Origin of the sequence: Variovorax sp. IB41 (genome assembly GCF_016405905.1) — a bacterium.
GTDB lineage: Bacteria > Pseudomonadota > Gammaproteobacteria > Burkholderiales > Burkholderiaceae_C > Variovorax.
In genome coordinates, this window is the sequence record NZ_JAEFCB010000008.1 from 263863 (window position 1) to 283377 (window position 19515).

The following is a 19515-nucleotide window of genomic DNA, read 5'->3' on the forward strand; positions in this document are numbered from 1 at the left end:
CATGAAATTGAACTGGTCCTATCGCTTGCCGAAAGAACGTCAGGTCGGCGCAAGAGCCCCTGTCGCAGACGCCGAAACGGTGCTCGTCGCCTTTCACTACGACAAGGCGGATTTCTACGAAAGCACGCTCGTCGCGCTCGACCGGACGACGGGTGAGGAACGCTGGCGCGCCACCATTCCCCACGTGCTCAGCGAGCCCGTGCTGGCGCCGGACGGCTCGGTGTACGTCAGCAGTTTTTCCGGAACGGTCCACGCCTTCGACCGCAGCGGCGGGAAGTTGTGGGACGGACCATGCGGCGATCGCAACATGGGCAGGCTTTGCCTCGTCGGGAACGACCGGCTCGCCGTTGCGGAGGCCGGCGGCGGCGCGTCCAAGACGTGGTGCCTCGACATGCGCACAGGCTCGAAGGTGTGGGCTTTCGATAACCAGGGCCACAGCTACGCCCTCGCCGCGAGCAACGGCCGTGTCGTTCACGCGACGGTGCTTGCGAAGGGCGCAGGCGTTCGCCTCCATTGCGTGGACACGTCGAGCGGGCGCGCGCTCTGGGCCGTCGACAGCGCGGAGTGGATGTTCCATCCGGTCGTGCAGGACCAGACCGTTTTGATCGGCGCCCGCGGATCGCTGCGCGCCTATTCATTGCAGACCGGCGAGCTGCTTGCAAGGCTGGACCTCGGAGACAAGGAAGCCATCGACGGGCAACTGCAGGTCGCGGGCGACCGCATCTACTTCGGCACGGATGCGGGGCGCGTTCGCTGTGCGGTGCTGCAGCGCAAGCGATCCTTTTTCAAGACCAGGCTCTCGCTCGAGAGCGCATGGCAGGCCGCATGCGAAGGCGGCATTCGCGGGCGGCCGGTCGTGGCGGGCGACGCATTGGCAGTGCTCACGCCGGAGGAGGGGATCTTCTTTCTGGATACGGCCACCGGGCAGAGCCTTTCGGCGCTCAAGATGGGCAAGGGCGATGGCGGCGGGTTGCTGTATGACCGCGAGTGGCTCTATGGGGCGCTGGGGCGGGAGATTCGGGCCTTCGGTCCTGGGTGACTTCCTCTGAGAGGCGATTCGCGGCGGATTGCCTTCGATTCGAGCAGCGCTAGCCAAGCAAGCCGTCGGCTAGTAGCGCATGTTCGAAACGGGAGAGATCGCTGCGCTATAGATGAGAAGAACGGAAGAGGGCGCTGCAATCAGAAGTGCGACCAGGCTGCTGACGAGGCAGGTCACAGCCAGCCGGCCGTTGCCACGAAGCCATGAAGCGACTGCATAGAGAAGCGGGGCAGCCGCGCCGACGACCGGCAGGAATGCCACGAACATCGGAGTGAGTCTGTTGCTTGCGAATGCCGCGAAAAAGATGAGCGTGAGGATGAGGATCAAGTGAAGCAGCATGAATCTGGCGCGAGGATTCCTGAGCTTCGCGATCCAGTAGACGGCATACAGCGGGTAGGTGATCCCTCCTGAAAATTGCAGCCACTCGATGCTTGCAAGTCTCGAAGAGACAACTGCGTCGTAAACGATGGGTGGCAGCAGAACGACAAAGAGAGCAACGAATGCGTGAAGCGCGAATGTGCCCAGAACAGACGGCCAGCGTGCTTTGCGGCCGTCAGGCCCGTTCGAGTCGTGTGGGTCAAAAATGGTCATGCCCTGAACCAGTGGGCGTGCATTCTTCCCAGAAACTCGGCGGTGATGGGGGCCTCCGATGCAGATCCGATTATCGAGTCGATGCCACATCTTGGACATATCGCGGTCGAGTTCAGGTCAACCCATTCGATGATTTCCGTTGGCGGAAATATCGCGAGGCAATAGAAGCATCCACAGAGATTGCTGGTCTCGATTTGACTTCTATGGTTACTGCTGAACGCGTGCGCAGAGATGATGTCCATTGTTGCTATTGAAGGCCGAGAGAACACGAATCTGGTGCCGAGCCGGATGTTCGTTTCCGGTCGATGTCCTGGCTCAACTGCGGTCGAAAACGAACTCGACCTCGCGCTTCGCCGACGCAATGTCCTGAACCGCGGTGTCCGGAGCCACGACGAAGAGCGATCCCCGCGCAGGCACCTCATAGGGGCTGAAGACGACAGCCACCTCCTTGCCCGCGATGCGGCAGTGCAGCGCCGTATGGGTCGAGGAGTACTGCAGAAAACGCGAAGCCACGACGGCGTTCACCAGGTCTTCGATGCTGCATCGATCGGGCAGCTCGAACGTTCGTGCCAGCGGCCCCATCTGGTCGTCCTGTGCGCAACACGCTTGCCGATGGACTTCGATCTTCATGTCGCTTCTCCGTTACGAAGGCCCGTGCCCGCATGGCGCGTCTGTCGCATCTTTCGCGCCGGTCGGTTCACGAGGCAGGCTGCTCGCCGTCCGCAAGCTGCAGCTTCGTCGCGATGCCATAGAGCGCCAGCATGCCCAGCACGTGCCCGATGGCGACGCCCGGCTCGCCCGATTCGATCCGCGCGATCGTCTGCACATGAACGCCCAATCGCGCGGCGGCGGCCGACTGGCCTTCGCCGGCACGGGTGCGCGCCAGCTTGGCCTCTGCCCCCATGTGCCTGATCGCCTGGAGGGCGCCGCCGTCGATGTCTGCCGAGATGCGTTTGCCTTGAGCCATGCCTTGGATTGTCGCTGCACAATCCAGCCGTGCCCCGAACCCAGCCAGACTCTCAGCCCGCGCCCGTGCCCGCCTCCACACCGTATTGGCTCTATCTCCTGGAGTGCGAAGGCGGCGTGTACTACGCGGGAATCGCGCTCGATGTGGAGCAGCGCTTCTTTCAGCATGTCTTCGGGCTGGGCGCCAAGTTCACGCGCGCGCGGCCTCCGTTGCGCGTGCTTGCCGCCCGCGTCTACCCGGACAAGGGCGCCGCATTGCGGGCGGAGCTCCAGGTCAAGGCCCTGCCTCGAACCCGAAAGCTCGCCTTCTTCGAGGCGGCTGCATAGCGCGCGATCGCGGTACAGGAAAGAAAAAAGTATGACGATCAAACTGCTTCTGGATTTCCTCTCGTCTGTCCGCAGAACGGCGTTGCTGCGCATCCCCGCCCGGTCCGTGCTTCGCTCGACCGTGGCCCTCGCCTTCGCGGTCGCACTCGCAGCGTGCTCGAGCCTGCCTCCGCGGATCGCCACCCCGCCGAGCGAGGCCATCGGCAGCTACGCGCAGACGCCCCTGGCCGCCCTCACGCAGAAGGTGCTTCCCACCGACGGCCGCTCGGGTTTTCTTCTGCAGCCCTACGGCCCCAATTCGTTCGCCACGCGCATCGAACTGACCAAGCTCGCCAGCCGCAGCCTCGACGTGCAGTACTACCTCCTGCAGGGCGACAACACCGGCCGCTCCCTGATGCGCGCGATGCGCGACGCCGCAGCGCGCGGCGTTCGCGTGCGCCTTTTGGTCGACGACCTCTACACCTCCGGCGAAGACGACCTGCTGCTGGGCCTTGCCAGCTACCCCAACGTCGAGGTGCGCCTGTTCAACCCGTTCCCCGGCGGGCGCGGCAGCCAGCTCACCCGCTTCATCAGCTCCGGCCTGGAGTTCCGCCGCGTGAACCGGCGCATGCACAACAAGCTCTTCGTCGCGGACAACGCGGCCGCCGTCGCCGGTGGCCGCAACATGGCCGACGAGTACGTGATGAATGCCGAGGGCAGCAACTTCATCGACATGGACACGTTCGTGGCCGGCCCGGTGGTGCGCGACCTGTCCGCCGAGTTCGACCATTACTGGAACAGCGAGGTCGTCTACCCGCTGGAGCGCATCGCGCACAGTTCATCGAGCCGCGCGCAGCTGCAGGACAACTTCGAGCGCCAGACCGCGAACGCGAGGCCCCCCACGGCGACCGAGATGCCGCAGGACGGCAGGCCGACCCATCCGACCGACGGCGATCCGGCCCTCGTGCCACTGGAGATCGTGCCCATGCTCAACCTGCCCTTCGAGCTGGCGAACGGCCGCTTGAGCCCGCTGCTGTGGGCCAACGCGCGGGTGCTGTTCGATCCGCTGACCAAGACAGAGGGGCTCAACGAGCGCGAAGGCTCGATCAAGGGCACCGTCACCGAAGGCGTCATCCACTGGCTCATGGGCGCCGACAAGAACATCAAGATGGTGTCGCCGTATTTCGTGCCGAGCGACGAGGCGGTGGCCAATCTCGTGCGGGCACGCAAGGCGGGGCTGGGGGTGGAACTGGTGACCAATTCGCTCGCATCGACCGACGAGCCCTGGGTCTACGTGGGCTACTGGCCGCACATCAAGGCGCTGCTGGCCGCGGGCGTCACCATCTACGAGATCAGCCCGTCGCTGAGCGTCAAGCGCCGCAAGCTCGGCATCTTCGGGCACCGCACCGGCGCGCTGCACATGAAGAACGCGATCCTCGATCACAAGGAGGTGTTCCTCGGCTCGATGAACCTCGACCCGCGCTCGGCCAGGCTCAACACCGAGCTGGGCCTGATCATCCAGAGCGAGGAAATGGCGCGGCAGCTCGAGAGCTTCGCGGATGCGGGCAGCGTCTACACGCTGCGCCTGAATGCCGCCAGCCAGAACGTCGAATGGGTGGAGGAAGACGACGACGGCAAGCAGACGGTCTTCGACGTGCCGCCGGAAACCACCGCGTGGCAGCGCCTGCGATTGCGCCTGCTGGCGCCGTTCATTCCCGAGCAGGAGCTCTAGGGCTCGAGCTCAGCGCGGCGCCGCGGGGCGCAGCCGCCGCAGGCGCACGGTGAGTTCCTTCACCAGCTGAAGCTCGCCGCGCCGCTGCGCCACGTCGAGCGCTTTCGCAAACGCCTTCTCGGCCGTCGCGTTGTCGCCCAATGCCAGCGCGATGAGCCCGTGCAGCCGGCCCGCGGCCGTGAAGTCCGGATCGAAGGCCAGCGCCTTCTCGACGTGTGCAAGGGCCGTCTGCGGGTCCTCCCGCCGGTGGTAGGCGAGCGCGAGGCTCATGCGCAGCAGCGCACCGTCGCGGCCCGCGGCCAGCATGCGCTCCAGCGCTTCGGGCGAGGGGCCGGGCGGGGACGAAGAAGGTGAAAGAGAAGGTGAAGGGGCGGGTGGCGTGGTCGGCGTGGTCATGTGGTCAAGGCCCCTGGCATTGAAGGTTTGTTGCCAAAGAATACGTCTTGCACGCGGCACCGGTGAATAAACTGCGCCGATGAAAAGCAAGAGCCTGGGCATCGGAGCGGGCCTGGCCGTGGGCGTTGCCATCGGCCTGGCACTGGACAACATCGGCATGGGAATCGGCATCGGGCTCGCGCTGGGCATCGCGGCGTCCCTGGCCATCGACAGGAAGGACAAATGAAGTCATGAGCGCGGCGAACGATGCGGACGACATGGAGACCTGGCTCCTGGAAGCCGGCGACGAGATCATCGGGAAGAGGGCGGCGCAAGGCGAGGCATCGCTCACGCCCGCCGAGCAGGCCATCCATTGCATGTGGGCCCTCGACTACGCCGTGAGGAACGCGGGCTCTCTCGATGCGCTGGAAGACGTGCACGAGACGGCGATCGAAGACCTCGCGGCCTTTGCCCGCGCGCAGAAGATCGGCGTGCTCTCCACGCTGCTCGATCAAACCGCCGATGAAGAAGCCTTCATCGATGCGTACTACGAGCAGTTCGACGCAGCCTGCACGGCGCTGAAGAGCCGCTACGAGGGCCTGCACTGAGCGGGCAGCGGCTCCGTCCGCGTCAATGCGCCGGCCCGCCCGCCGCCCGCGCCATCGATGCCGCCAGCGCCCCCACGCGCGCGAGCGCCTGCCGGTGCGTGGCACCGCGGCCGGGCCTGTAGCGCGTCGATGCCGCGGTGCAGGGCGTCGATATGATCGGCGCCAAACAACCGCGGAGACCGGCGATGCGTGTGCACGGAAAGACAGCTTCTTCACTGGCTCACCTCGCAACTGCCCTGTTGCTCGCAGCGCTGCCGCTCAAGGCCGCGCTGGCCGACGAGCCCGCTGCGTGGCCCACCGCCGGCTGGGCCACGAGCACGCCCGAGGAACAAGGCATGGACTCGGCGGCGCTTGCCAGGCTGGTCGAACGCAGCGGAGCGAACAGCCTGGACAGCATCCTCGTCACGCGCCACGGCAAGCTGGTCGCCGAGGCCTACTACGCGCCGTACCGTGCGGGCCTGAAGCACACGGTCAACTCCGTCACCAAGGCCGTCGTCGGCACGCTCACCGGCATGGCCATTCAAGACGGCCTGCTGGCCTCGCGCGACCAGCCCGTGCTCGAGTTCTTTTCCGACCGCACGGTGGCCAACGCCGATGCCGCCAAGAAGTCGATCACCCTCGGGCACCTGCTCGACCAGACCTCGGGCCTCGACTGGAAGGAAAAGCTCGACGCCAGCGTGCCCGAGAGCCTGATCCAGCTACGCCGCAGCCGCGACTGGCAGGGCTTTGTGCTCGACCGCCCGATGGCGCAGGCGCCCGGCGCCGGCTTCAACTACAACAGCGGCAACTCGCACCTGCTGTCGGCCATCGTCGCGAAGAAGACCGGCGGCAGCACGCTGGCCTATGCGCAGAAACGCCTGTTCGCGCCGCTGGGTATCGGCGATGTGCGCTGGATCAAGGACCCGCAGGGCATCGAGGCCGGCGGCTTCGGCCTCTACCTGCAGCCGCGCGACATGGCGAAGATCGGCTACCTCTACTTGCGCAAGGGCCAGTGGGCGGGCCGGCAACTGCTGCCCGCCGAATGGGTGGAGAAGGTGTTCAGCGCTTCCGTCGACATGGGCTTCGGTGCGACGCCGGCCTACAGCTACGCCAATGGTTGGTGGACCATTCCGGAGAAGCGCGCCTACATCGCGGCGGGCTACAACCGGCAACTGATCGTCGTGCTGCCCGAGGTCGACGTGGTCGCCGTGACCACGAGCCGGCGCAACTTCCCGATGGCGCCGTTCATCGACATGGTCGTCGCCGCCGCGCGCTCGGCGCAGCCGCTTCCCGCGGACACCGCCGCACAGGCGCAGTTGGCGGACCGCATCCGCGATGCGGCCATCGAGAAGCCGAGCGCGGTCACGCCCGCACCCGAGCTCGCGGCCGCGGTCTCCGGCAAGGTCTGGCAGTTCGATCGCAACATGCTGGGCATCAGGAGCCTGGTGCTCGACCTGAAGGCCGCGACGCCGAGCTACGAGATCGTGTTCGACGGCAAGGAGTCCGGCGCAACTGCGCAACCGTTGGCAGGACCGATCGGCCTGGACGGCCTTTTCCGCATCAACGACAAGGCCCCCAACGCGCCCGTTGCAGTCAAGGGCCACTGGCTGGACGCGCAGAGCTTTCGCATCGACTCGCGCGTGCTCGGCGAAGACGAGGTGGCGATGTACACCCTGCGCTTCGACGGACAGCGCGTGAACGTGGCCTTCGAGAACAACCGCGGCTTGAGGGCGCACATGCAAGGCAGGGCAGCGGAGTAGTCGCAGTTGCCAAGCACCAGGAGGCCTCAGGCATGCGCGGGCGCCTTCGCGCCGATCAGCCAGCAGGCCGCCGTGAAGTGCACTTCATCCCCCTGCACGAACGGCTCGAAGGCGGTGCGCAAGGTGCCGATGACCTGCCGGCGTGTCGCTTCGTCCGCGTCCTCCAGGACCTGGCCGACGGCGCCGAGCCGCGTGAAATAGCCGACCAGGTCTTTCTCGGGAAAGGTGCAGTCCACGTCGATTGGCTGGATGTCGATTTCGGTCCATCCACTGGCTTGCAGGATGGACGCGACACGATGCCGGTCCGCAAACGCGAACTGCCCCGGCGCCCCCGGCTGCCGCGCCGGCATGTTCGGCAGCAACCGCGCCGCCGCGCGCTCGGCCGTCGTCATGTACGGGTTCTCCGCGGCGCTTCGCCATGCGACGGCCTGCAGCCGCGCACCGGCGTTCGCCGCGCGGCGCAGGTTCGCGAAGGCCGCCACGGGGTCGTCGAAGAACATCACGCCAAAGCGCGAAATGACGAGGTCGAAGCGCGCGGGCTCGAAGGCGTGCGTCTGCACGTCGGCGGCGACGAAGCGGGCGGTCGAGCCTTCGTGCGCGGCGCGTTCGCGGGCCACCGCGATCATCGGCTGCGAGATATCGACGCCGAGGCATTCGCCCTGCGCGCCGGCCGCCCGCGCCGCAGCGAGCGTCGTGCCACCCGTGCCGCAGCCCACGTCGAGCACCCGGCGCGCCGACGTGGCGCGCACCGTGTCGGCGAGCAGGTCTTCGAACGAGGCGAACATCCGGTCGAGCGTCGCCTGCCCGTCGATCCATGCGCGGCCGGCGCGTCCGTTCCAGAGTGCGGCCTGTTCGTTGTCGTTCGATTGCTGAGCGTTCATGGTCCTGATCCTTTGATGTGCCTCGAAAAAGGAGGCGGTGGCTAGACTGTGCAACTTCAAGTCGACTTGAGGTCAAGAGGTGCAACATCTGGACATCGCCGAGGTGGCACGGCAATCGGGCATTCCGGCCTCGACGCTGCGGTTCTACGACGAAAAGGGGCTGATCGCCTCCACCGGCCGGCGCGGCCTGCGCCGCCTGTTCGACCCCGGCGTGCTGGAGCGCCTGGCGCTCATCACGGTGGGGCGCGCCGCTGGTTTTTCGCTCAATGAAATCGCGCGCATGTTCGCGCCCGAGGGCGGCCCGCGCATCGACCGGCAGATGCTCGCGGCCAAGGCCGACGAGCTCGACCGCACCATCCGCAAGCTCGGCGCCCTGCGCGACGGCCTGCGCCACGCGGCCGTGTGCCCCGCGCCGAGCCACATGGCGTGCCCCACGTTCCGACGCATCCTGAAGGCGGCCGCATCGGGTGCCATCGGCGGGCGAAAGAGGAAAACCCCCCACCCGCCGGGGAACTGATTTCTGACACAACCCCATCCGCGAACGAGGCGAAACTAGCGCCTTTGCACCGGCTCCGCGCCTCCATGCCATTGCTCCAGGGAAAAGAAACCTTGTCATCCAAAGCCGCCCGCATCGCACTCTCCGCTTCGGCCGCCGCCATCGGCAGCCTCGCCGCCTACTGGACCCTCCTGGCCACGCGCCAGGGCCACATCCTCTTCAACGCCCGCAAGCACCCCGTCGTTCATTTGTCGGACGACTTTTCCACCTACTCGCACACGGTGCCCGGCGGCATGGTCCGCGGCTACGTCTACCACCCGCAGGGCGAGGAGGCGGTGCAGGACCTGTTCATCTATTTCGCGGGCCGCAGCGAAGACGTCCGCGCGACCGCGCAGGCGCTGCACTGGCTGCCCGAGGGCTTCGGCTTCGCCGCGATCAACTACCGCGGCGTGGCCGATTCGCAGGGGCAGCCCTCGGAGATCGCCTCAGTCGAAGACGGCGGCCAGTTCGCCAAACACCTGCGCCGCGCCTTCCCGAATGCGCGCCTGCACGTCGTCGGTCGCAGCCTGGGCACGGGCGTGGCCATCCAGCTCGTGGCGCGGCAGGAGTTCGCGAGCCTGCAACTGGTCACGCCCTACGACTCGATGCTCGAAGTGGCGAAGCGGCGCTTCCCGCTCGTGCCGCTGTCGCTGCTGCTGCGCAACCGCTTCGACTCGCTCACGCATTGCGCAGAGGTTGCCGCGAAGACGCAGGTGCTGTTGGCCGAGCGCGACGACGTGGTGTTGCCCGAGCGTTCGCAGAAGCTCATCGCCGCATGGCCGACGCCGGTGAGCGTGGAGACCGTGCCGGGCTCGGACCACTACAACATCATGGGTCTCGAGGAAACGTGGCTGCGGCTCATCGACTTCGCGTTGACGGCGGTTTTGCCGGAGCCGAAGGCGGCGTGAGTTGCCGTCAAATTTGAAAAGCCAGTGATGAAGTTTCAACGCATCGGCAAGCTGGAGGCGTTCCTCCACCTGGTGGATGGCGCCATCGGGTTCGGGTTGATCTCCGCTGCTGCGCTTGCCGCCATCGTCGGGCAGTTCATCCTGGGGGCAATACTGGCGGCGCTCGCGATGGGCATGTTCCTGCGGTTCAAGCGCGGACGTGTGCGCAAGTAGACGCGGCGAAGCCAGAACGCACCCGCATCGAAGCCACGGCAAACCCCACTCGCGATCGAGCCCGTGACGGCGAGCATCGCCGTCGTGTGAACGCCGACAGCCGCGAACGCGAGCATCAGCGAATCGGATGCTGCGATCTGTCTGCCCGCGCCATCTCCCATGCACAGCGGGATCAGCGCCGGCACCAGCATCAGCCCGGCACCATGCGCGGTGGACATCATGAAAGACCAGAGCGCGAGCCCTGCATGCCCTGCCGGCGCGCGCGCAACCTTCGGCGCGCGGCCCCACAGGTGAAGCACCGCGACTGCCACGAAGAGGCCGCCCGCCAGCACCTGCACCACCGTGCGGTCCATCGACAGCCCGAACGCCACCGCGCCGGCCACCAGCGCGATCGATGCCACATGGCCGACGGCGATCGGCATCAACGCCCGCAGTGCCTGCGCCCGGTCCCCCGAGCGCACGCCCCACGCCGCGGCCAGCATCCAGCCCGTGGCGGGGTTCAGCCCATGCAGGGCGCCGACGCCCGCGACCGCGAGCCAGGGCCAAAGGCCTGTGTCTGCCACGACATGCTCCGCGCGTTCAGCGTTCAATCGCTGCCGTGGCAGCACGAGCCCGCCGCGGGCTTCGCCGCCTCCGGCGCCGGCTCGTAGCGGTCGTGGTGCCGCACCCAATCCATCGTGTAGACCGGGTTGTGCTCGTCGCGTCCCTTCGGGGTGAGGTCGAGCAGGTTGTACGTGCCCATCATCACTTCGACGCCGCGCTCGTAGGTCGAGTAGGTGTGGAACACCTCGCCCGCGTCGTCCTTGTAGAACACGCTCACGCCGGGCGCTTCCTCTGCGGGGAAGGGCCGAACGCTGTAGTTGTAGTAGACCTCGCCTTTGCCCTCGGCCCACTCCCGCGGCTTGAAGCTCACGCCGAAGTCGTAATTGAAGTCGCTCTCGTACGCCGACACCCACTTGAACTGCCAGCCCATGCGCGCGCGAAAGCGCTCGATCTCGGCCAGCGGCGCGCGCGAGACGACCAGCATCGTCACGTCGCGGTGTTCCAGGTGCACCTTCATGCCCGCGATGTGGTCGGCCATGTACGAGCAGCTCGGGCAGCCTTGCTCCCAGTCCGGGCCGAACATGAAGTGCTGCACCACCAGCTGGCGGCGGCCTTCGAAGAGGTCGGCGAGCGTGCGCTGGCCTTCGGGCGTGTCGAAGGTGTAGTCCTTCGCGACGCGCGTCCACGGCAGGGCGCGGCGCTCGCGGGCGATCTCGTCGCGCAGGTGGCTCAGCTCTTTCTCGCGCGCCAGCAGCGCCTTGCGCTGGGTGAGCCATCGGTCCTTCGAGACGACGGGGTGGTTCTTCAAACTGGTTTCCGCAGTGAGGGTGTTCATGGCGTTCTCCTTGAATCGAGGTTGTCTGCGGGCCTCTTCAGGCCCGGGCGGATCTGGGGCGGCGCACGGCGCGCACCTTGCCGGTGCCGCCGCCGCCGCAATAGAAGAGATCGGCCCCATCGGATTCGAGGCCGCTGATGTTCACGCCGCGCGGCATCTCCAGCCGCTCGAGCACGGCGCCGCTGTGCGGATCGATGTGGCGCAGCTCGCTCTCGTCGCCCTCCCAGGTCGCGTGCCAGAGCTCGCCATCGACCCAGGTCACGCCGGTCACGAAACGGTTCGATTCGATGGTGCGCAGCACGTCGCCGGTGGCGGGGTCGATCTGGTGGATCTTGCGGTCGCGGTACTGCCCGACCCACAGGCTTCCCTCGGCCCAGGTGAGGCCCGAGTCGGCGCCGTGGCCGGGCGCGGGAATCGACTGCAGCACGTCGCCCGTGGCCGGGTCGATCTTGTCGATGCGCTCCTCGGCGATCTGGTAGAGGTGCTTGCCGTCGAAGGCGGTGCCGGCATCGGCGGCGCGGTCCAGCGTGCGGGTGTGCTCGCCGCTTTCGGGGTCGAAGGCGATCAGCCGGGCGCCGGTGGCGGCCCACACGCGCTGGCCGTCGTGGGTCACGCCGCCCACCTTGTCCACGCCCGCGAAGGGGCCGTACTCGCGCACGATCTCGGCCGTGCGCACTGCTGCCCTGGGGGTGTCTTTGCTGCTGTTCATCGTTGGCTCCTTGGGGGTGTGCGCCGTGGATCGGCGCCCTGGAGACAACTCTATTCAATCGGCAGCGAAGCGGGGAGTAACAAGATCGTCGTGAATCCCGCGAGCGGCGGCGCAAGCCAGCGCTGCGCCCGCGCGCGGCCGATGGCGCGCACACGCCCCTCGGCCTCCAGCTCGGCGAGGGCGCGCTGTACGGTGCGCTGGCTCGCATCCAGCGCGAGCGCGAGGGCCGAGGTCGACCATGCCGCGCCGTCGGACAGCAGCGCCACCAGCGAGGCCTGCTCGCCATCGATGGGCGGCGCGATCAGCACCACCTCGCGCCCGTCGCGCGGCTTGAGCGCAAAGCCGCGCGCGGTGGCCTCGATGCCCGCCTGTGCCGCGACGAGCGCGCGCAGCCGGCCGATCTCCACGCGCAGGCGCGCGCGCAGCGTCTCGTCGGGGTAGCGGGTGTTGAAGGCGTAGGCGATCAGCGCTTCGCGCTCGACGTCGCCGGGCCATGCCTCGGCGAGCGCGCGCGCCAGCGCGAAGAGCACGGGCCGGCGCGCGAGCGGCCGCCATGCGTCACCCGCGCCCACGCCGCGGCGGCAGGCATCGACCACCAGGGCGTCCGAGGCCAGCAGCGCCGCGACTTCATCGAGGCGCAGCGCCTGCTCGCCGCCGGGAAAAAGCCGCCGCGCGGCGGGGCGGTCGAGCGCGGCCTGCGCCTCCGCCACCTCGGCCGCGAGCGCCGGCACGCGGGCGCGCCCGGCCGCCTCTTGCGCGCGGGCGAGCGATGCGCGCGCGGGGCCGATGCGCAGCGAGCGCAACGCGAGCTCGGCCGCGGTGAGCTCGGCCACGGCAGCCAGCGGCGGCGACAGCGCCTGGCCCTCGAGCAGCGCGAGCGCGGCGGCGGCTTCGTCCAGGCGCCCGATGAGCAGCAGCCGGCGCGCCGCGATGAGCCGCGCCTGCCGCGCATTGGCGAAATCGTCGTGCGCTTCCAGCGTGGCCGCGGCCGCCGCGAGCGCACGCGGCGTGCCACCGAAGTCGCGCATGGCCATCGCCACTTCGGCCTCGGCGACCACGCAGCGCGCACGCGCGAGCTCTTCGTGCGCGCCGAAGGCACGCGCCGCGCGGCGCAGCAGCTCGCGGGCGCGCGGGTGCTCGCCCAGTTGCGCCATCGCGATGCCGCGCAGCGCCAGCGCGGGCGGATCGTCGCGCAGCGCAACGCGCTTGAGGGCGCCGAGCGCGTCCCCGGCGGCAAGGGCGCGAGCGGAGGCGGCGATCAGGGAATCCATGGGCGCCGAGGCTACACCGGGGCGGGCGCCGCCGGCCCCCGCGTCCGTCCGGGATGCTTCCTCTTGTCCTACACGCGCGAGGCGCCCGGGTCCGCAGGATCGCCCGATGAGCAAATCGACCCTCGTATGGATGAGCGCAGCCGCCTGGTGCGCAACATGGTGCGCCATGGCCACCGCCGAACCGGTGAAGGTGCCCGTGGACAGCAGCGACAAGGGCACCGTCTACGTCGCCCCCAACGTCAACTCGACTGAAACCTCGGCCTACACCAAGGGCGCGACGGTCGGCGTGGAGCGGCCCGACGGCAGCGGCACCTACATCGGCACCGACACCTCGATGCCCCGGCCCGTCTACTCGCTGGGCGCGAGCACGGGCGGCAGCATGTCGTTCAACGGCGGCGTGACCTCCGACGGCAAGGCCAACAACGGGGTGAAGGCCGGCGTCACCATCAAGTACTGAGGCGCGGCAGGCTGCGGGCTTGCGATCCCGCGCCCGGATGGCCGCTAGACTCCTGCGCACCACCGCATGAGGAGACCCTGATGACCATCGACACCCTCGCCACCTGGCACCGGCTCGTCACGACGCGCGACGTGAAGGGCCTCGATGCCCTCCTGGACGACAACGCCGTCTTCCTCTCGCCCGTGGTGCACAAGCCGCAGCTGGGCAAGGCCATCACCGCGAAGTACCTGGGCGCGGCCTTTCACGTGTTCTTCAACGAGACCTTCCGCTACGTGCGCGAGCTCAAGGGCGAGCGCGATGCGGTGCTCGAGTTCGAGGTCGAGATCGATGGCATCTCGGTCAACGGCGTGGACATGATCAAGTGGAACGACGCAGGCAAGATCGTCGAATTCAAGGTGATGCTGCGCCCGCTGAAGGCCGTGAACCTCATCCACGAGAAGATGGGCGCGATGCTGCAGGCGACATCGTCCTTGTCGTAATCGGCGCTCATACGGCATTGCGTTCGATCCAAAACCGTTCGGGCTGAGCTTGTCGAAGCCTTGCGCGGCGCTTCGACAAGCTCAGCGCGAACGGTTTGTCTTTTCGAACGTAACCCGTATCAGACCAGCGTGCCGTACACGATGAACCCGTCGTGCGTGGCCACCTTGTCGTAGAGCGTGCGCCCGGCCGTGTTGGTCACATGCGTCTGCCAGTAGACGCGGTGGCCGCCCACGCGCTTCACATGCGCGTACACGCCCTCGATCAATTGCCTTCCGACGCCCTGGCCGCGTTCCGATGACAGCGTGAACAGGTCCGACAGATAGCAGGTCGGCTCGATGCGCGTCATGCTGCGGTGAAAGACGTAGTGCGTGAGCCCCACGAGCCGCCCGTCGCGTTCTGCAACGAGCGCATGCATGGGCTCGTACGCATCGAAGAAACGCTGCCACGTGACCTGCGTGATCTCGTCGGGCAATGCGGTCGGGCCTTCGCGTCCGTAGAAGGCGTTGTAGCCGTCCCAGAGCGGCTTCCAGCCTTCGTAGTCTTCGGGCACCGGGGGGCGAATCAGGAGAGAGGAGGTCGTCATGCGTGGGCAGCCTGCGCGTTGCGGAGCGTTCGATTGCAACACAGCCTCGGGGGTCACCGATCGTTGCCCAGTTGCGCCAACGCTTCCACGTAGGCCGTCGTGGCACCTTCCAGGTAGAGCTGCAAACCGGACAGCTGCTCGGGGCTCAGCTGCTCGACGACCCGCGCGATGGGCGCTCTCACATGCGCGAGCAGCCCTTCCAGGTTTTTCGGCAGCAGGTCCGTGTGCTCCACCACCACCCGCCTTCTGTCCGAAGGGTCGACCGTTCTGCGGGCGTAGCCGGCGTCGACCAGTCGGTCGATGGCGCGCGTTGCGGCGCCGGTGGTCATTCCCAGGCGCTGGCCCAGCTCACCGCTCGTGAGCGCACCTTCCATTTCCAGGATGTTGCCGGCCTGGTAGTCGGTGACCGTGAGGCCGAGGTCTTCGGCGGCGGCCAGGTGAAAAAGAACGACCGCTGCGAGATAGCGGCGATACGGGTTGTTCAGTTGTTTCGGGGTTGTCATCTCGGAGATTCCACGGAGGGCCAGGTCGCCCGAATTTGCCTGCATGTGTGCAGCTAATGCTAGCATGCAGGCAAATTGCACGGAGCACATCGCATGACTACAGATTCGAATTCGTCCATCGAGCACGCACTGGGCCTGATGAAAGCGGCATGGGACGCGGGCGATGCCAAGGCCTATGCCGCGCAGTTCACCGAGAGCGCGAGCTACGTCATCTACGTCGGCCTGTGCTACGTCGGCAGGTCGGCCATCGAGCGTGTCCACGAGCAGGTCTTTGCCCGCTGGCAGAAGGGAAGCCGCATGTCGATCAAGGTGCTGGAGGTGCAGCGGCTCGACGACAACGCGGCCATCGTGCTGACCGAGGGTGGCGTCGGCAAGAAAGAGTTCGTGTCCCGCAACAAGGTCCAGACCTTCACGATGGTCCGCCGCGAAGGCCGCTGGCTGTGCGCAGCATTTCAGAACACGCGCAGGAACCGGCTCCTGATGGCCATGGCGAAATACTTCTCCTGACCTGACCTGGCTATTTCTCGTCGCGCAGCCAATACCACTTGTAGAGCGCCCGCTGCCCGAGGCGCCGGAACGGCGCGAACGCGCGCGACTCCACCAGCCCCATCACGTTCGGGAACGGCAGCGGCGAGTGATAGATCGGCAGCTCGAACACGTCCTTGCCCGTGTCCTTGCCCGCCACGCGCTCGGCCAGCCGCTTGCCGGCCCAGGTCGAGAACGACACGCCGTTGCCGCCGTAGCCCACCGCGTACCAGATCTGCTTGGCCGCATCGGGCTGCGTGATGCGCGGCATCATGTCGTGGCTCATGTCCACCCAGCCCCACCACGAGTAGTCGATGCGGATGTCGGTGAGCGGCGGAAACTTGCGCGCGATCGCATCGGTCAGCAGCTTCAGGTGCACCGGGTCTTCGGCATCGGCGCCGCTCACCGCGCTGCGGCTGCCGATCTGCAGCCGGTTGCCCTTCAAGAGGCGGTAGTAGAAGCGCAGCGTGCGCGTGTCCGTGAGAAAGGTGTGCGACTTGAAATTGGTCGCCGCCAGCTCCGCATCGGAGAGCGGCCGCGTCACCACCGAGTTCGAGAGGATCGGCATGATCCGGTTCTTGAGCATGGGGCTCAGGGCCTGCCCCGTGTAGCCCCCGGTGCACACCGCCACGCGGCGCGCGCGCACCGTGCCGGCGGGCGTGCGCAGGTGATGAATGCCGTCGATGGTGTGCCAGCCCTGCACGGGGCTCGATGTGTGCACCGTCACGCCCAGCGCGCGCGCCCGGCGCATCAGCCCGAAGGTGAACTTCAGCGGATGGATGCCCACGCCCTCGGCCTCGAACATCGCGCCCTTGGCCTCGCGCTCGTCGCAGTAGTCGCGCCGCAGTTCCTCGGTGCCCATCATGCGGGTCGCGTAGCCGAAGGTCTCGCGCATCAGGCGCGCCTCGGCCTCCAGCACGGCGAGCTTCTCGGGCCGGTGCGCGAGGTAGAGGTGGCCGCCATCGAACGCATCGCAATCGATCTGCGTCGTGAGGTGGCGGAAGTTCTCGAAGCCGCTGCGGATCTCGGTATCGAGCTTCTTCGCGGTGTCCAGGCCCCAGCGCTCGATCCACTGCGAGCGCTTGAGGCGCCCGCTCGCGTTCTGCCCCTGTCCGCCGCTGCGGCTGGAGCAGCCCCACGCGGCCTGGTTGGCTTCGAGCACCGTGGCCTGGATGCCGTGCTCCTGCGCGAGATACAGCGCCGTCGACATGCCCGTGGCCCCCGAGCCGATGATGGCCACGTCCACGTCGATGTCGTTCAGCAGCGGCCCGTCGTCCTCGGGCGGCGTGCCCGCGCTGGCCACCCACCAGGTGGGCGCGTAGGCGCGGCCGGCGCCGGGGTCGGCTGCGAGCAGCGGGTCGTATTGCGGGTCGTAGGGGCGGAACGGGTCTTGAGGCGGTTGCATGGGAGCGGCGCCGTCGATGGTCGCGGCGCTGGCGGCACAGGTGAATCGGGCGGTCCCTGCTGCGATGGTCATGAGAGGGCTCCAGTGAAAAAGGCGGTGGCTGCCGGCCTTCGTGCTTGCTCTGATGCGGTGCGCTACGTGGCCGCGGGCAGGTTCGGCCGGGCCTTGCGGAACACGTTCTTCAGGTGGATCTTTCCGTCCCTGAAGGTGAAGACGTCGATGCCGTCGGTCTCGATGCGGCTGCCGTCGGCGGCCGTGCCGGTGAAGGTCCACTGCGAGGTGCCGAAGTCGCCGTGCACGAAGTGCTGGCCGTTCACCCACTGCGCATCGGGCACCGTCTGCCAGGCGCCCGCGAAGGCCTTGCGCACGGCCTCGGTGCCCACATGGCGCGCGCCGCAGGCGTCGGGGCCGGCAGCGGTCTGGAAGATGCAGTCCGGCGTCATGAAGCCCATCAGCGCGTCGATGTCGTGGCGGTTCCAGGCGTCGCTGAAGGCGGCGAGGGTGTCGGTGGTCACCGAAGAAGAGGCGGAAGAAGCGGAGGAATAAGGCTGGGCGGTCACGCGGGAGCTCCGGGGCGGAAATGAATGTCACAAGCCTAGGCAGCGGGGTGCCGGCGCGATAGGTCCAGATGGGGGGATTCGACCGAGCCAGAACGCTGCTGGAGCACCACACGCGGCGATGCCTGCCCTAAACTGCGGCGCACCATGCCCCCGAACTCGCGATCCACCCAGTGGGCGCAGCTTTTCGCGCTGCCCGACCAACCGGCGCTGCCGCTGCAGGCCCGTTTGCGAACCGCCGTGGTGCAGGCGATCCTCGAAGAGCACCTGGCGCCCGGCGCGCCGCTGCCCTCGTCGCGCGAGCTCGCGGCGCTGCTGGGCTTGAGCCGCAACACCGTCACCTCGGCCTACCTGCAGCTGATCGACGAAGGTTTCCTGGAAGCGCGCCCGCGCAGCGGCGTGTTCGTGGCGCACGACGCGCGCCCGCTCTCGGCCGTGCATGCCGAGCCGCTGGTCGGCCGAAGCGGCCAGGCGAGCCAGCCGCCCGAGTGGTCGCACCGCGTGCTGCGCTCGCTGGTCGACAAGCCCACGCTCTCCAAGCCCGACCGCTGGCGCGATTACCCGTACCCGTTCGTCTACGGCAACTACGACCCGCAGCTTTTTCCGACCGAAGACTTTCGCGAGTGCTGCGCCCGCAGCCTCGCGCGCTCGCAGCTGCCGCACTGGACGCCCGACTTCGAGACCGACGACGTGCCCGACCTCATCGAGCAGATCCGCACGCGCTTGCTGCCCAAGCGCGGCGTGTTCGCGCTGAAGGAAGAGATCCTCGTCACCATGGGCGCGCAGCACGCGTATTACCTGCTGGCCGAGGCGCTCTTCGACGAACAGACGCGCGTGGGCCTCGAAGAGCCCGGCCACCCGCATGCGCGCAACAGTTTTTCGCTCCGGCAGCCCAAGTGGGTGGAGGTGGATGTCGATGAAGACGGCCTCGTGGTCGATGCGCTCCCCGCGGCCGATTACCTCTTCGTCACGCCCTCGCACCAGAGCCCGACCACCGCGACGCTGAGCCTGGAGCGGCGGCAGTGGCTGCTGCGCAAGGCCGAGCTGCAGGACTTCGTGATCATCGAGGACGACTACGAGGCGGAGAACCTGTACGAAGGCGCGCCGATGCCCGCCTTGAAGAGCCTCGACAAGACGGGGCGGGTGATCTACGTGGGCTCGGTGTCCAAGAGCCTGTCGCCTGCGCTGCGGCTGGGGTTCATCGTGGCGCCGCGAGCGTTGATCAAGGAACTGCGGTTGATCCGGCATGCGATGGTGCGGCATCCGAGTGCTTTCTTGCAGCACGCCTATGCGCTGTTTCTTTCGCTCGGGCATCACGAGTCGCATGCGCGGCGGGTGAACCACGCGATGCAGGAGCGGCTGGCCATTGCTGCGCAGGCGCTGCGGGATCACTTGCCGGATTTCGAGTTCCGGCTGCCTTCTGGGGGCGCGTCCATCTGGGTGCAGGCGCCTACTTGGGTGGATGCGACGGAGCTGTCTCTCATGGCGCGCAACCATGGCGTGCTGATCGAGGCTGGCGACGTGTTCTTTGCACGGCCGCCTTATCCGTGTCCCTTCTTTCGGCTGCGCTTGTCCTCGATTGCTGCGTCGCAGATTCCGGCTGGGATTCGGGCGCTTGGGCTTGCTGTTGAAGAGCTGGCGTTGGCGCGTGGCGAGAAGCGGGCTGCGGGGCTTCGAACGCATTGAATTGATTTCTTTCCCGAGGCCGGGTCTCGCCCCGGCGGGCGACTCACTTTCTTTTGCTTCGCCAAAAG

24 protein-coding genes and 1 pseudogene are annotated in these 19515 nt (G+C 67.5%); 12 read left to right on the forward strand and 13 right to left on the reverse strand.

The window, feature by feature from the left end; all coding sequences use genetic code 11:
• Position 1: 1 nt before the first annotated feature.
• The gene (locus JC881_RS17200) at positions 2 to 1039 is read left to right on the forward strand and encodes a PQQ-binding-like beta-propeller repeat protein (protein WP_198786913.1); all 1038 of its coding nucleotides are present in this window, start codon (positions 2 to 4) and stop codon (positions 1037 to 1039) included.
• 69 nt (positions 1040 to 1108) lie between these two features.
• On the opposite strand, the gene JC881_RS17205 is transcribed toward JC881_RS17200, so the two are convergent.
• From JC881_RS17205 to JC881_RS17215, 3 genes are all read right to left on the reverse strand, one after another.
• Positions 1109 to 1630, reverse strand: a complete 522-nt coding sequence (locus JC881_RS17205) for a hypothetical protein (RefSeq protein WP_198786914.1) — start codon at positions 1628 to 1630, stop codon at positions 1109 to 1111.
• Between the two features lie 315 nt (positions 1631 to 1945).
• Positions 1946 to 2260: a hypothetical protein gene (locus JC881_RS17210; protein ID WP_198786915.1), complete on the reverse strand. Its 315-nt coding sequence runs from the start codon at positions 2258 to 2260 to the stop codon at positions 1946 to 1948.
• A gap of 67 nt (positions 2261 to 2327) precedes the next feature.
• The gene (locus tag JC881_RS17215) at positions 2328 to 2597 is read right to left on the reverse strand and encodes a helix-turn-helix domain-containing protein (protein ID WP_198786916.1); all 270 of its coding nucleotides are present in this window, start codon (positions 2595 to 2597) and stop codon (positions 2328 to 2330) included.
• A gap of 65 nt (positions 2598 to 2662) precedes the next feature.
• Between JC881_RS17215 and JC881_RS17220 the strand changes: the two genes are divergently transcribed.
• On the forward strand, positions 2663 to 2923 hold the full coding sequence (locus JC881_RS17220; protein WP_332875256.1) for a GIY-YIG nuclease family protein: 261 nt from the start codon (positions 2663 to 2665) through the stop codon (positions 2921 to 2923).
• A 31-nt stretch (positions 2924 to 2954) separates the two neighbouring features.
• Entirely contained in the window at positions 2955 to 4634 is a 1680-nt protein-coding gene (locus tag JC881_RS17225; RefSeq protein ID WP_198786918.1) for a phospholipase D family protein, read from the forward strand.
• Between the two features lie 9 nt (positions 4635 to 4643).
• Here the strand turns inward: JC881_RS17225 and JC881_RS17230 are convergent, their stop codons facing one another.
• On the reverse strand, positions 4644 to 5030 hold the full coding sequence (locus JC881_RS17230; RefSeq protein WP_198786919.1) for a hypothetical protein: 387 nt from the start codon (positions 5028 to 5030) through the stop codon (positions 4644 to 4646).
• A gap of 79 nt (positions 5031 to 5109) precedes the next feature.
• On the opposite strand from JC881_RS17230, the gene JC881_RS17235 reads away from it, so the two are divergent.
• The 3 genes from JC881_RS17235 (at position 5110) to JC881_RS17245 (ending at position 7356) form a co-directional block, all read left to right on the forward strand.
• On the forward strand, positions 5110 to 5256 hold the full coding sequence (locus JC881_RS17235; RefSeq protein WP_198786920.1) for a hypothetical protein: 147 nt from the start codon (positions 5110 to 5112) through the stop codon (positions 5254 to 5256).
• 4 nt (positions 5257 to 5260) lie between these two features.
• Positions 5261 to 5617, forward strand: coding sequence for a hypothetical protein (locus tag JC881_RS17240; RefSeq protein ID WP_198786921.1), 357 nt, complete (start codon positions 5261 to 5263; stop codon positions 5615 to 5617).
• Positions 5618 to 5802: 185 nt separating this feature from the next.
• Positions 5803 to 7356, forward strand: coding sequence for a serine hydrolase domain-containing protein (locus JC881_RS17245; RefSeq protein WP_233101849.1), 1554 nt, complete (start codon positions 5803 to 5805; stop codon positions 7354 to 7356).
• A gap of 26 nt (positions 7357 to 7382) precedes the next feature.
• On the opposite strand, the gene JC881_RS17250 is transcribed toward JC881_RS17245, so the two are convergent.
• Positions 7383 to 8237 carry a class I SAM-dependent methyltransferase gene (locus JC881_RS17250; protein WP_198786923.1) on the reverse strand — a complete coding sequence of 285 codons (855 nt, stop codon included), beginning with the start codon at positions 8235 to 8237 and terminating at the stop codon, positions 7383 to 7385.
• Positions 8238 to 8316: 79 nt separating this feature from the next.
• On the opposite strand from JC881_RS17250, the gene JC881_RS17255 reads away from it, so the two are divergent.
• Both JC881_RS17255 and JC881_RS17260 read left to right on the forward strand, forming a co-directional pair.
• Complete coding sequence (locus JC881_RS17255; RefSeq protein ID WP_198786924.1) at positions 8317 to 8754, forward strand: helix-turn-helix domain-containing protein; 438 nt, start codon at positions 8317 to 8319, stop codon at positions 8752 to 8754.
• Between the two features lie 92 nt (positions 8755 to 8846).
• Positions 8847 to 9680, forward strand: a complete 834-nt coding sequence (locus JC881_RS17260) for an alpha/beta hydrolase (protein WP_233101850.1) — start codon at positions 8847 to 8849, stop codon at positions 9678 to 9680.
• 194 nt (positions 9681 to 9874) lie between these two features.
• On the opposite strand, the pseudogene JC881_RS17265 reads toward JC881_RS17260, so the two are convergent.
• The 4 genes and pseudogenes from JC881_RS17265 to JC881_RS17280 form a co-directional block, all read right to left on the reverse strand.
• Positions 9875 to 10456, reverse strand: a pseudogene (locus tag JC881_RS17265) (hypothetical protein); the annotation flags it as partial.
• A 23-nt stretch (positions 10457 to 10479) separates the two neighbouring features.
• Positions 10480 to 11271 carry a DUF899 domain-containing protein gene (locus tag JC881_RS17270; protein ID WP_198786926.1) on the reverse strand — a complete coding sequence of 264 codons (792 nt, stop codon included), beginning with the start codon at positions 11269 to 11271 and terminating at the stop codon, positions 10480 to 10482.
• 37 nt (positions 11272 to 11308) lie between these two features.
• On the reverse strand, positions 11309 to 11980 hold the full coding sequence (locus JC881_RS17275) for a Vgb family protein (RefSeq protein ID WP_198786927.1): 672 nt from the start codon (positions 11978 to 11980) through the stop codon (positions 11309 to 11311).
• A gap of 50 nt (positions 11981 to 12030) precedes the next feature.
• Positions 12031 to 13251: a helix-turn-helix domain-containing protein gene (locus JC881_RS17280; protein ID WP_198786928.1), complete on the reverse strand. Its 1221-nt coding sequence runs from the start codon at positions 13249 to 13251 to the stop codon at positions 12031 to 12033.
• Between the two features lie 106 nt (positions 13252 to 13357).
• Here JC881_RS17280 and JC881_RS17285 point away from each other — a divergent pair, with 106 nt between their 5' ends.
• A complete protein-coding gene (locus JC881_RS17285; RefSeq protein WP_198786929.1) occupies positions 13358 to 13708 on the forward strand; it encodes a hypothetical protein in 351 nt (116 codons plus the stop codon).
• Positions 13709 to 13788: 80 nt separating this feature from the next.
• Positions 13789 to 14187: a nuclear transport factor 2 family protein gene (locus JC881_RS17290; protein ID WP_198786930.1), complete on the forward strand. Its 399-nt coding sequence runs from the start codon at positions 13789 to 13791 to the stop codon at positions 14185 to 14187.
• A gap of 119 nt (positions 14188 to 14306) precedes the next feature.
• Here the strand turns inward: JC881_RS17290 and JC881_RS17295 are convergent, their stop codons facing one another.
• Both JC881_RS17295 and JC881_RS17300 read right to left on the reverse strand, forming a co-directional pair.
• The gene (locus JC881_RS17295; RefSeq protein ID WP_198786931.1) at positions 14307 to 14771 is read right to left on the reverse strand and encodes a GNAT family N-acetyltransferase; all 465 of its coding nucleotides are present in this window, start codon (positions 14769 to 14771) and stop codon (positions 14307 to 14309) included.
• A 53-nt stretch (positions 14772 to 14824) separates the two neighbouring features.
• Positions 14825 to 15274 carry a MarR family transcriptional regulator gene (locus JC881_RS17300; RefSeq protein ID WP_198786932.1) on the reverse strand — a complete coding sequence of 150 codons (450 nt, stop codon included), beginning with the start codon at positions 15272 to 15274 and terminating at the stop codon, positions 14825 to 14827.
• 93 nt (positions 15275 to 15367) lie between these two features.
• Between JC881_RS17300 and JC881_RS17305 the strand changes: the two genes are divergently transcribed.
• Positions 15368 to 15781, forward strand: coding sequence for an SgcJ/EcaC family oxidoreductase (locus tag JC881_RS17305; protein WP_198786933.1), 414 nt, complete (start codon positions 15368 to 15370; stop codon positions 15779 to 15781).
• A gap of 10 nt (positions 15782 to 15791) precedes the next feature.
• Here the strand turns inward: JC881_RS17305 and JC881_RS17310 are convergent, their stop codons facing one another.
• Entirely contained in the window at positions 15792 to 17204 is a 1413-nt protein-coding gene (locus tag JC881_RS17310) for an NAD(P)/FAD-dependent oxidoreductase (protein ID WP_198786952.1), read from the reverse strand.
• 134 nt (positions 17205 to 17338) lie between these two features.
• Positions 17339 to 17764 (reverse strand): nuclear transport factor 2 family protein, encoded by a 426-nt coding sequence (locus JC881_RS17315; RefSeq protein WP_198786934.1) that lies wholly within the window; start codon positions 17762 to 17764, stop codon positions 17339 to 17341.
• 144 nt (positions 17765 to 17908) lie between these two features.
• Between JC881_RS17315 and pdxR the strand changes: the two genes are divergently transcribed.
• Positions 17909 to 19447, forward strand: a complete 1539-nt coding sequence (gene pdxR / locus JC881_RS17320; RefSeq protein ID WP_198786935.1) for a MocR-like pyridoxine biosynthesis transcription factor PdxR — start codon at positions 17909 to 17911, stop codon at positions 19445 to 19447.
• Positions 19448 to 19515: the final 68 nt, after the last annotated feature.

Bases quoted from the DNA above. Each gene is read 5' to 3' on its own strand.
- JC881_RS17280 (WP_198786928.1), bottom strand. From the start codon at position 13,251: ATGGATTCCCTGATCGCCGCCTCCGCTCGCGCCCTTGCCGCCGGGGAC.
- JC881_RS17205 (WP_198786914.1), bottom strand. From the start codon at position 1,630: ATGACCATTTTTGACCCACACGACTCGAACGGGCCTGACGGCCGCAAA.
- JC881_RS17290 (WP_198786930.1), top strand. From the start codon at position 13,789: ATGACCATCGACACCCTCGCCACCTGGCACCGGCTCGTCACGACGCGC.
- JC881_RS17230 (WP_198786919.1), bottom strand. From the start codon at position 5,030: ATGACCACGCCGACCACGCCACCCGCCCCTTCACCTTCTCTTTCACCT.
- JC881_RS17310 (WP_198786952.1), bottom strand. From the start codon at position 17,204: ATGCAACCGCCTCAAGACCCGTTCCGCCCCTACGACCCGCAATACGAC.
- JC881_RS17215 (WP_198786916.1), bottom strand. From the start codon at position 2,597: ATGGCTCAAGGCAAACGCATCTCGGCAGACATCGACGGCGGCGCCCTC.
- JC881_RS17270 (WP_198786926.1), bottom strand. From the start codon at position 11,271: ATGAACACCCTCACTGCGGAAACCAGTTTGAAGAACCACCCCGTCGTC.
- JC881_RS17285 (WP_198786929.1), top strand. From the start codon at position 13,358: ATGAGCAAATCGACCCTCGTATGGATGAGCGCAGCCGCCTGGTGCGCA.
- JC881_RS17295 (WP_198786931.1), bottom strand. From the start codon at position 14,771: ATGACGACCTCCTCTCTCCTGATTCGCCCCCCGGTGCCCGAAGACTAC.
- JC881_RS17210 (WP_198786915.1), bottom strand. From the start codon at position 2,260: ATGAAGATCGAAGTCCATCGGCAAGCGTGTTGCGCACAGGACGACCAG.
- pdxR (WP_198786935.1), top strand. From the start codon at position 17,909: ATGCCCCCGAACTCGCGATCCACCCAGTGGGCGCAGCTTTTCGCGCTG.
- JC881_RS17225 (WP_198786918.1), top strand. From the start codon at position 2,955: ATGACGATCAAACTGCTTCTGGATTTCCTCTCGTCTGTCCGCAGAACG.
- JC881_RS17300 (WP_198786932.1), bottom strand. From the start codon at position 15,274: ATGACAACCCCGAAACAACTGAACAACCCGTATCGCCGCTATCTCGCA.
- JC881_RS17250 (WP_198786923.1), bottom strand. From the start codon at position 8,237: ATGAACGCTCAGCAATCGAACGACAACGAACAGGCCGCACTCTGGAAC.
- JC881_RS17305 (WP_198786933.1), top strand. From the start codon at position 15,368: ATGACTACAGATTCGAATTCGTCCATCGAGCACGCACTGGGCCTGATG.
- JC881_RS17235 (WP_198786920.1), top strand. From the start codon at position 5,110: ATGAAAAGCAAGAGCCTGGGCATCGGAGCGGGCCTGGCCGTGGGCGTT.
- JC881_RS17240 (WP_198786921.1), top strand. From the start codon at position 5,261: ATGAGCGCGGCGAACGATGCGGACGACATGGAGACCTGGCTCCTGGAA.
- JC881_RS17200 (WP_198786913.1), top strand. From the start codon at position 2: ATGAAATTGAACTGGTCCTATCGCTTGCCGAAAGAACGTCAGGTCGGC.
- JC881_RS17275 (WP_198786927.1), bottom strand. From the start codon at position 11,980: ATGAACAGCAGCAAAGACACCCCCAGGGCAGCAGTGCGCACGGCCGAG.
- JC881_RS17245 (WP_233101849.1), top strand. From the start codon at position 5,803: ATGCGTGTGCACGGAAAGACAGCTTCTTCACTGGCTCACCTCGCAACT.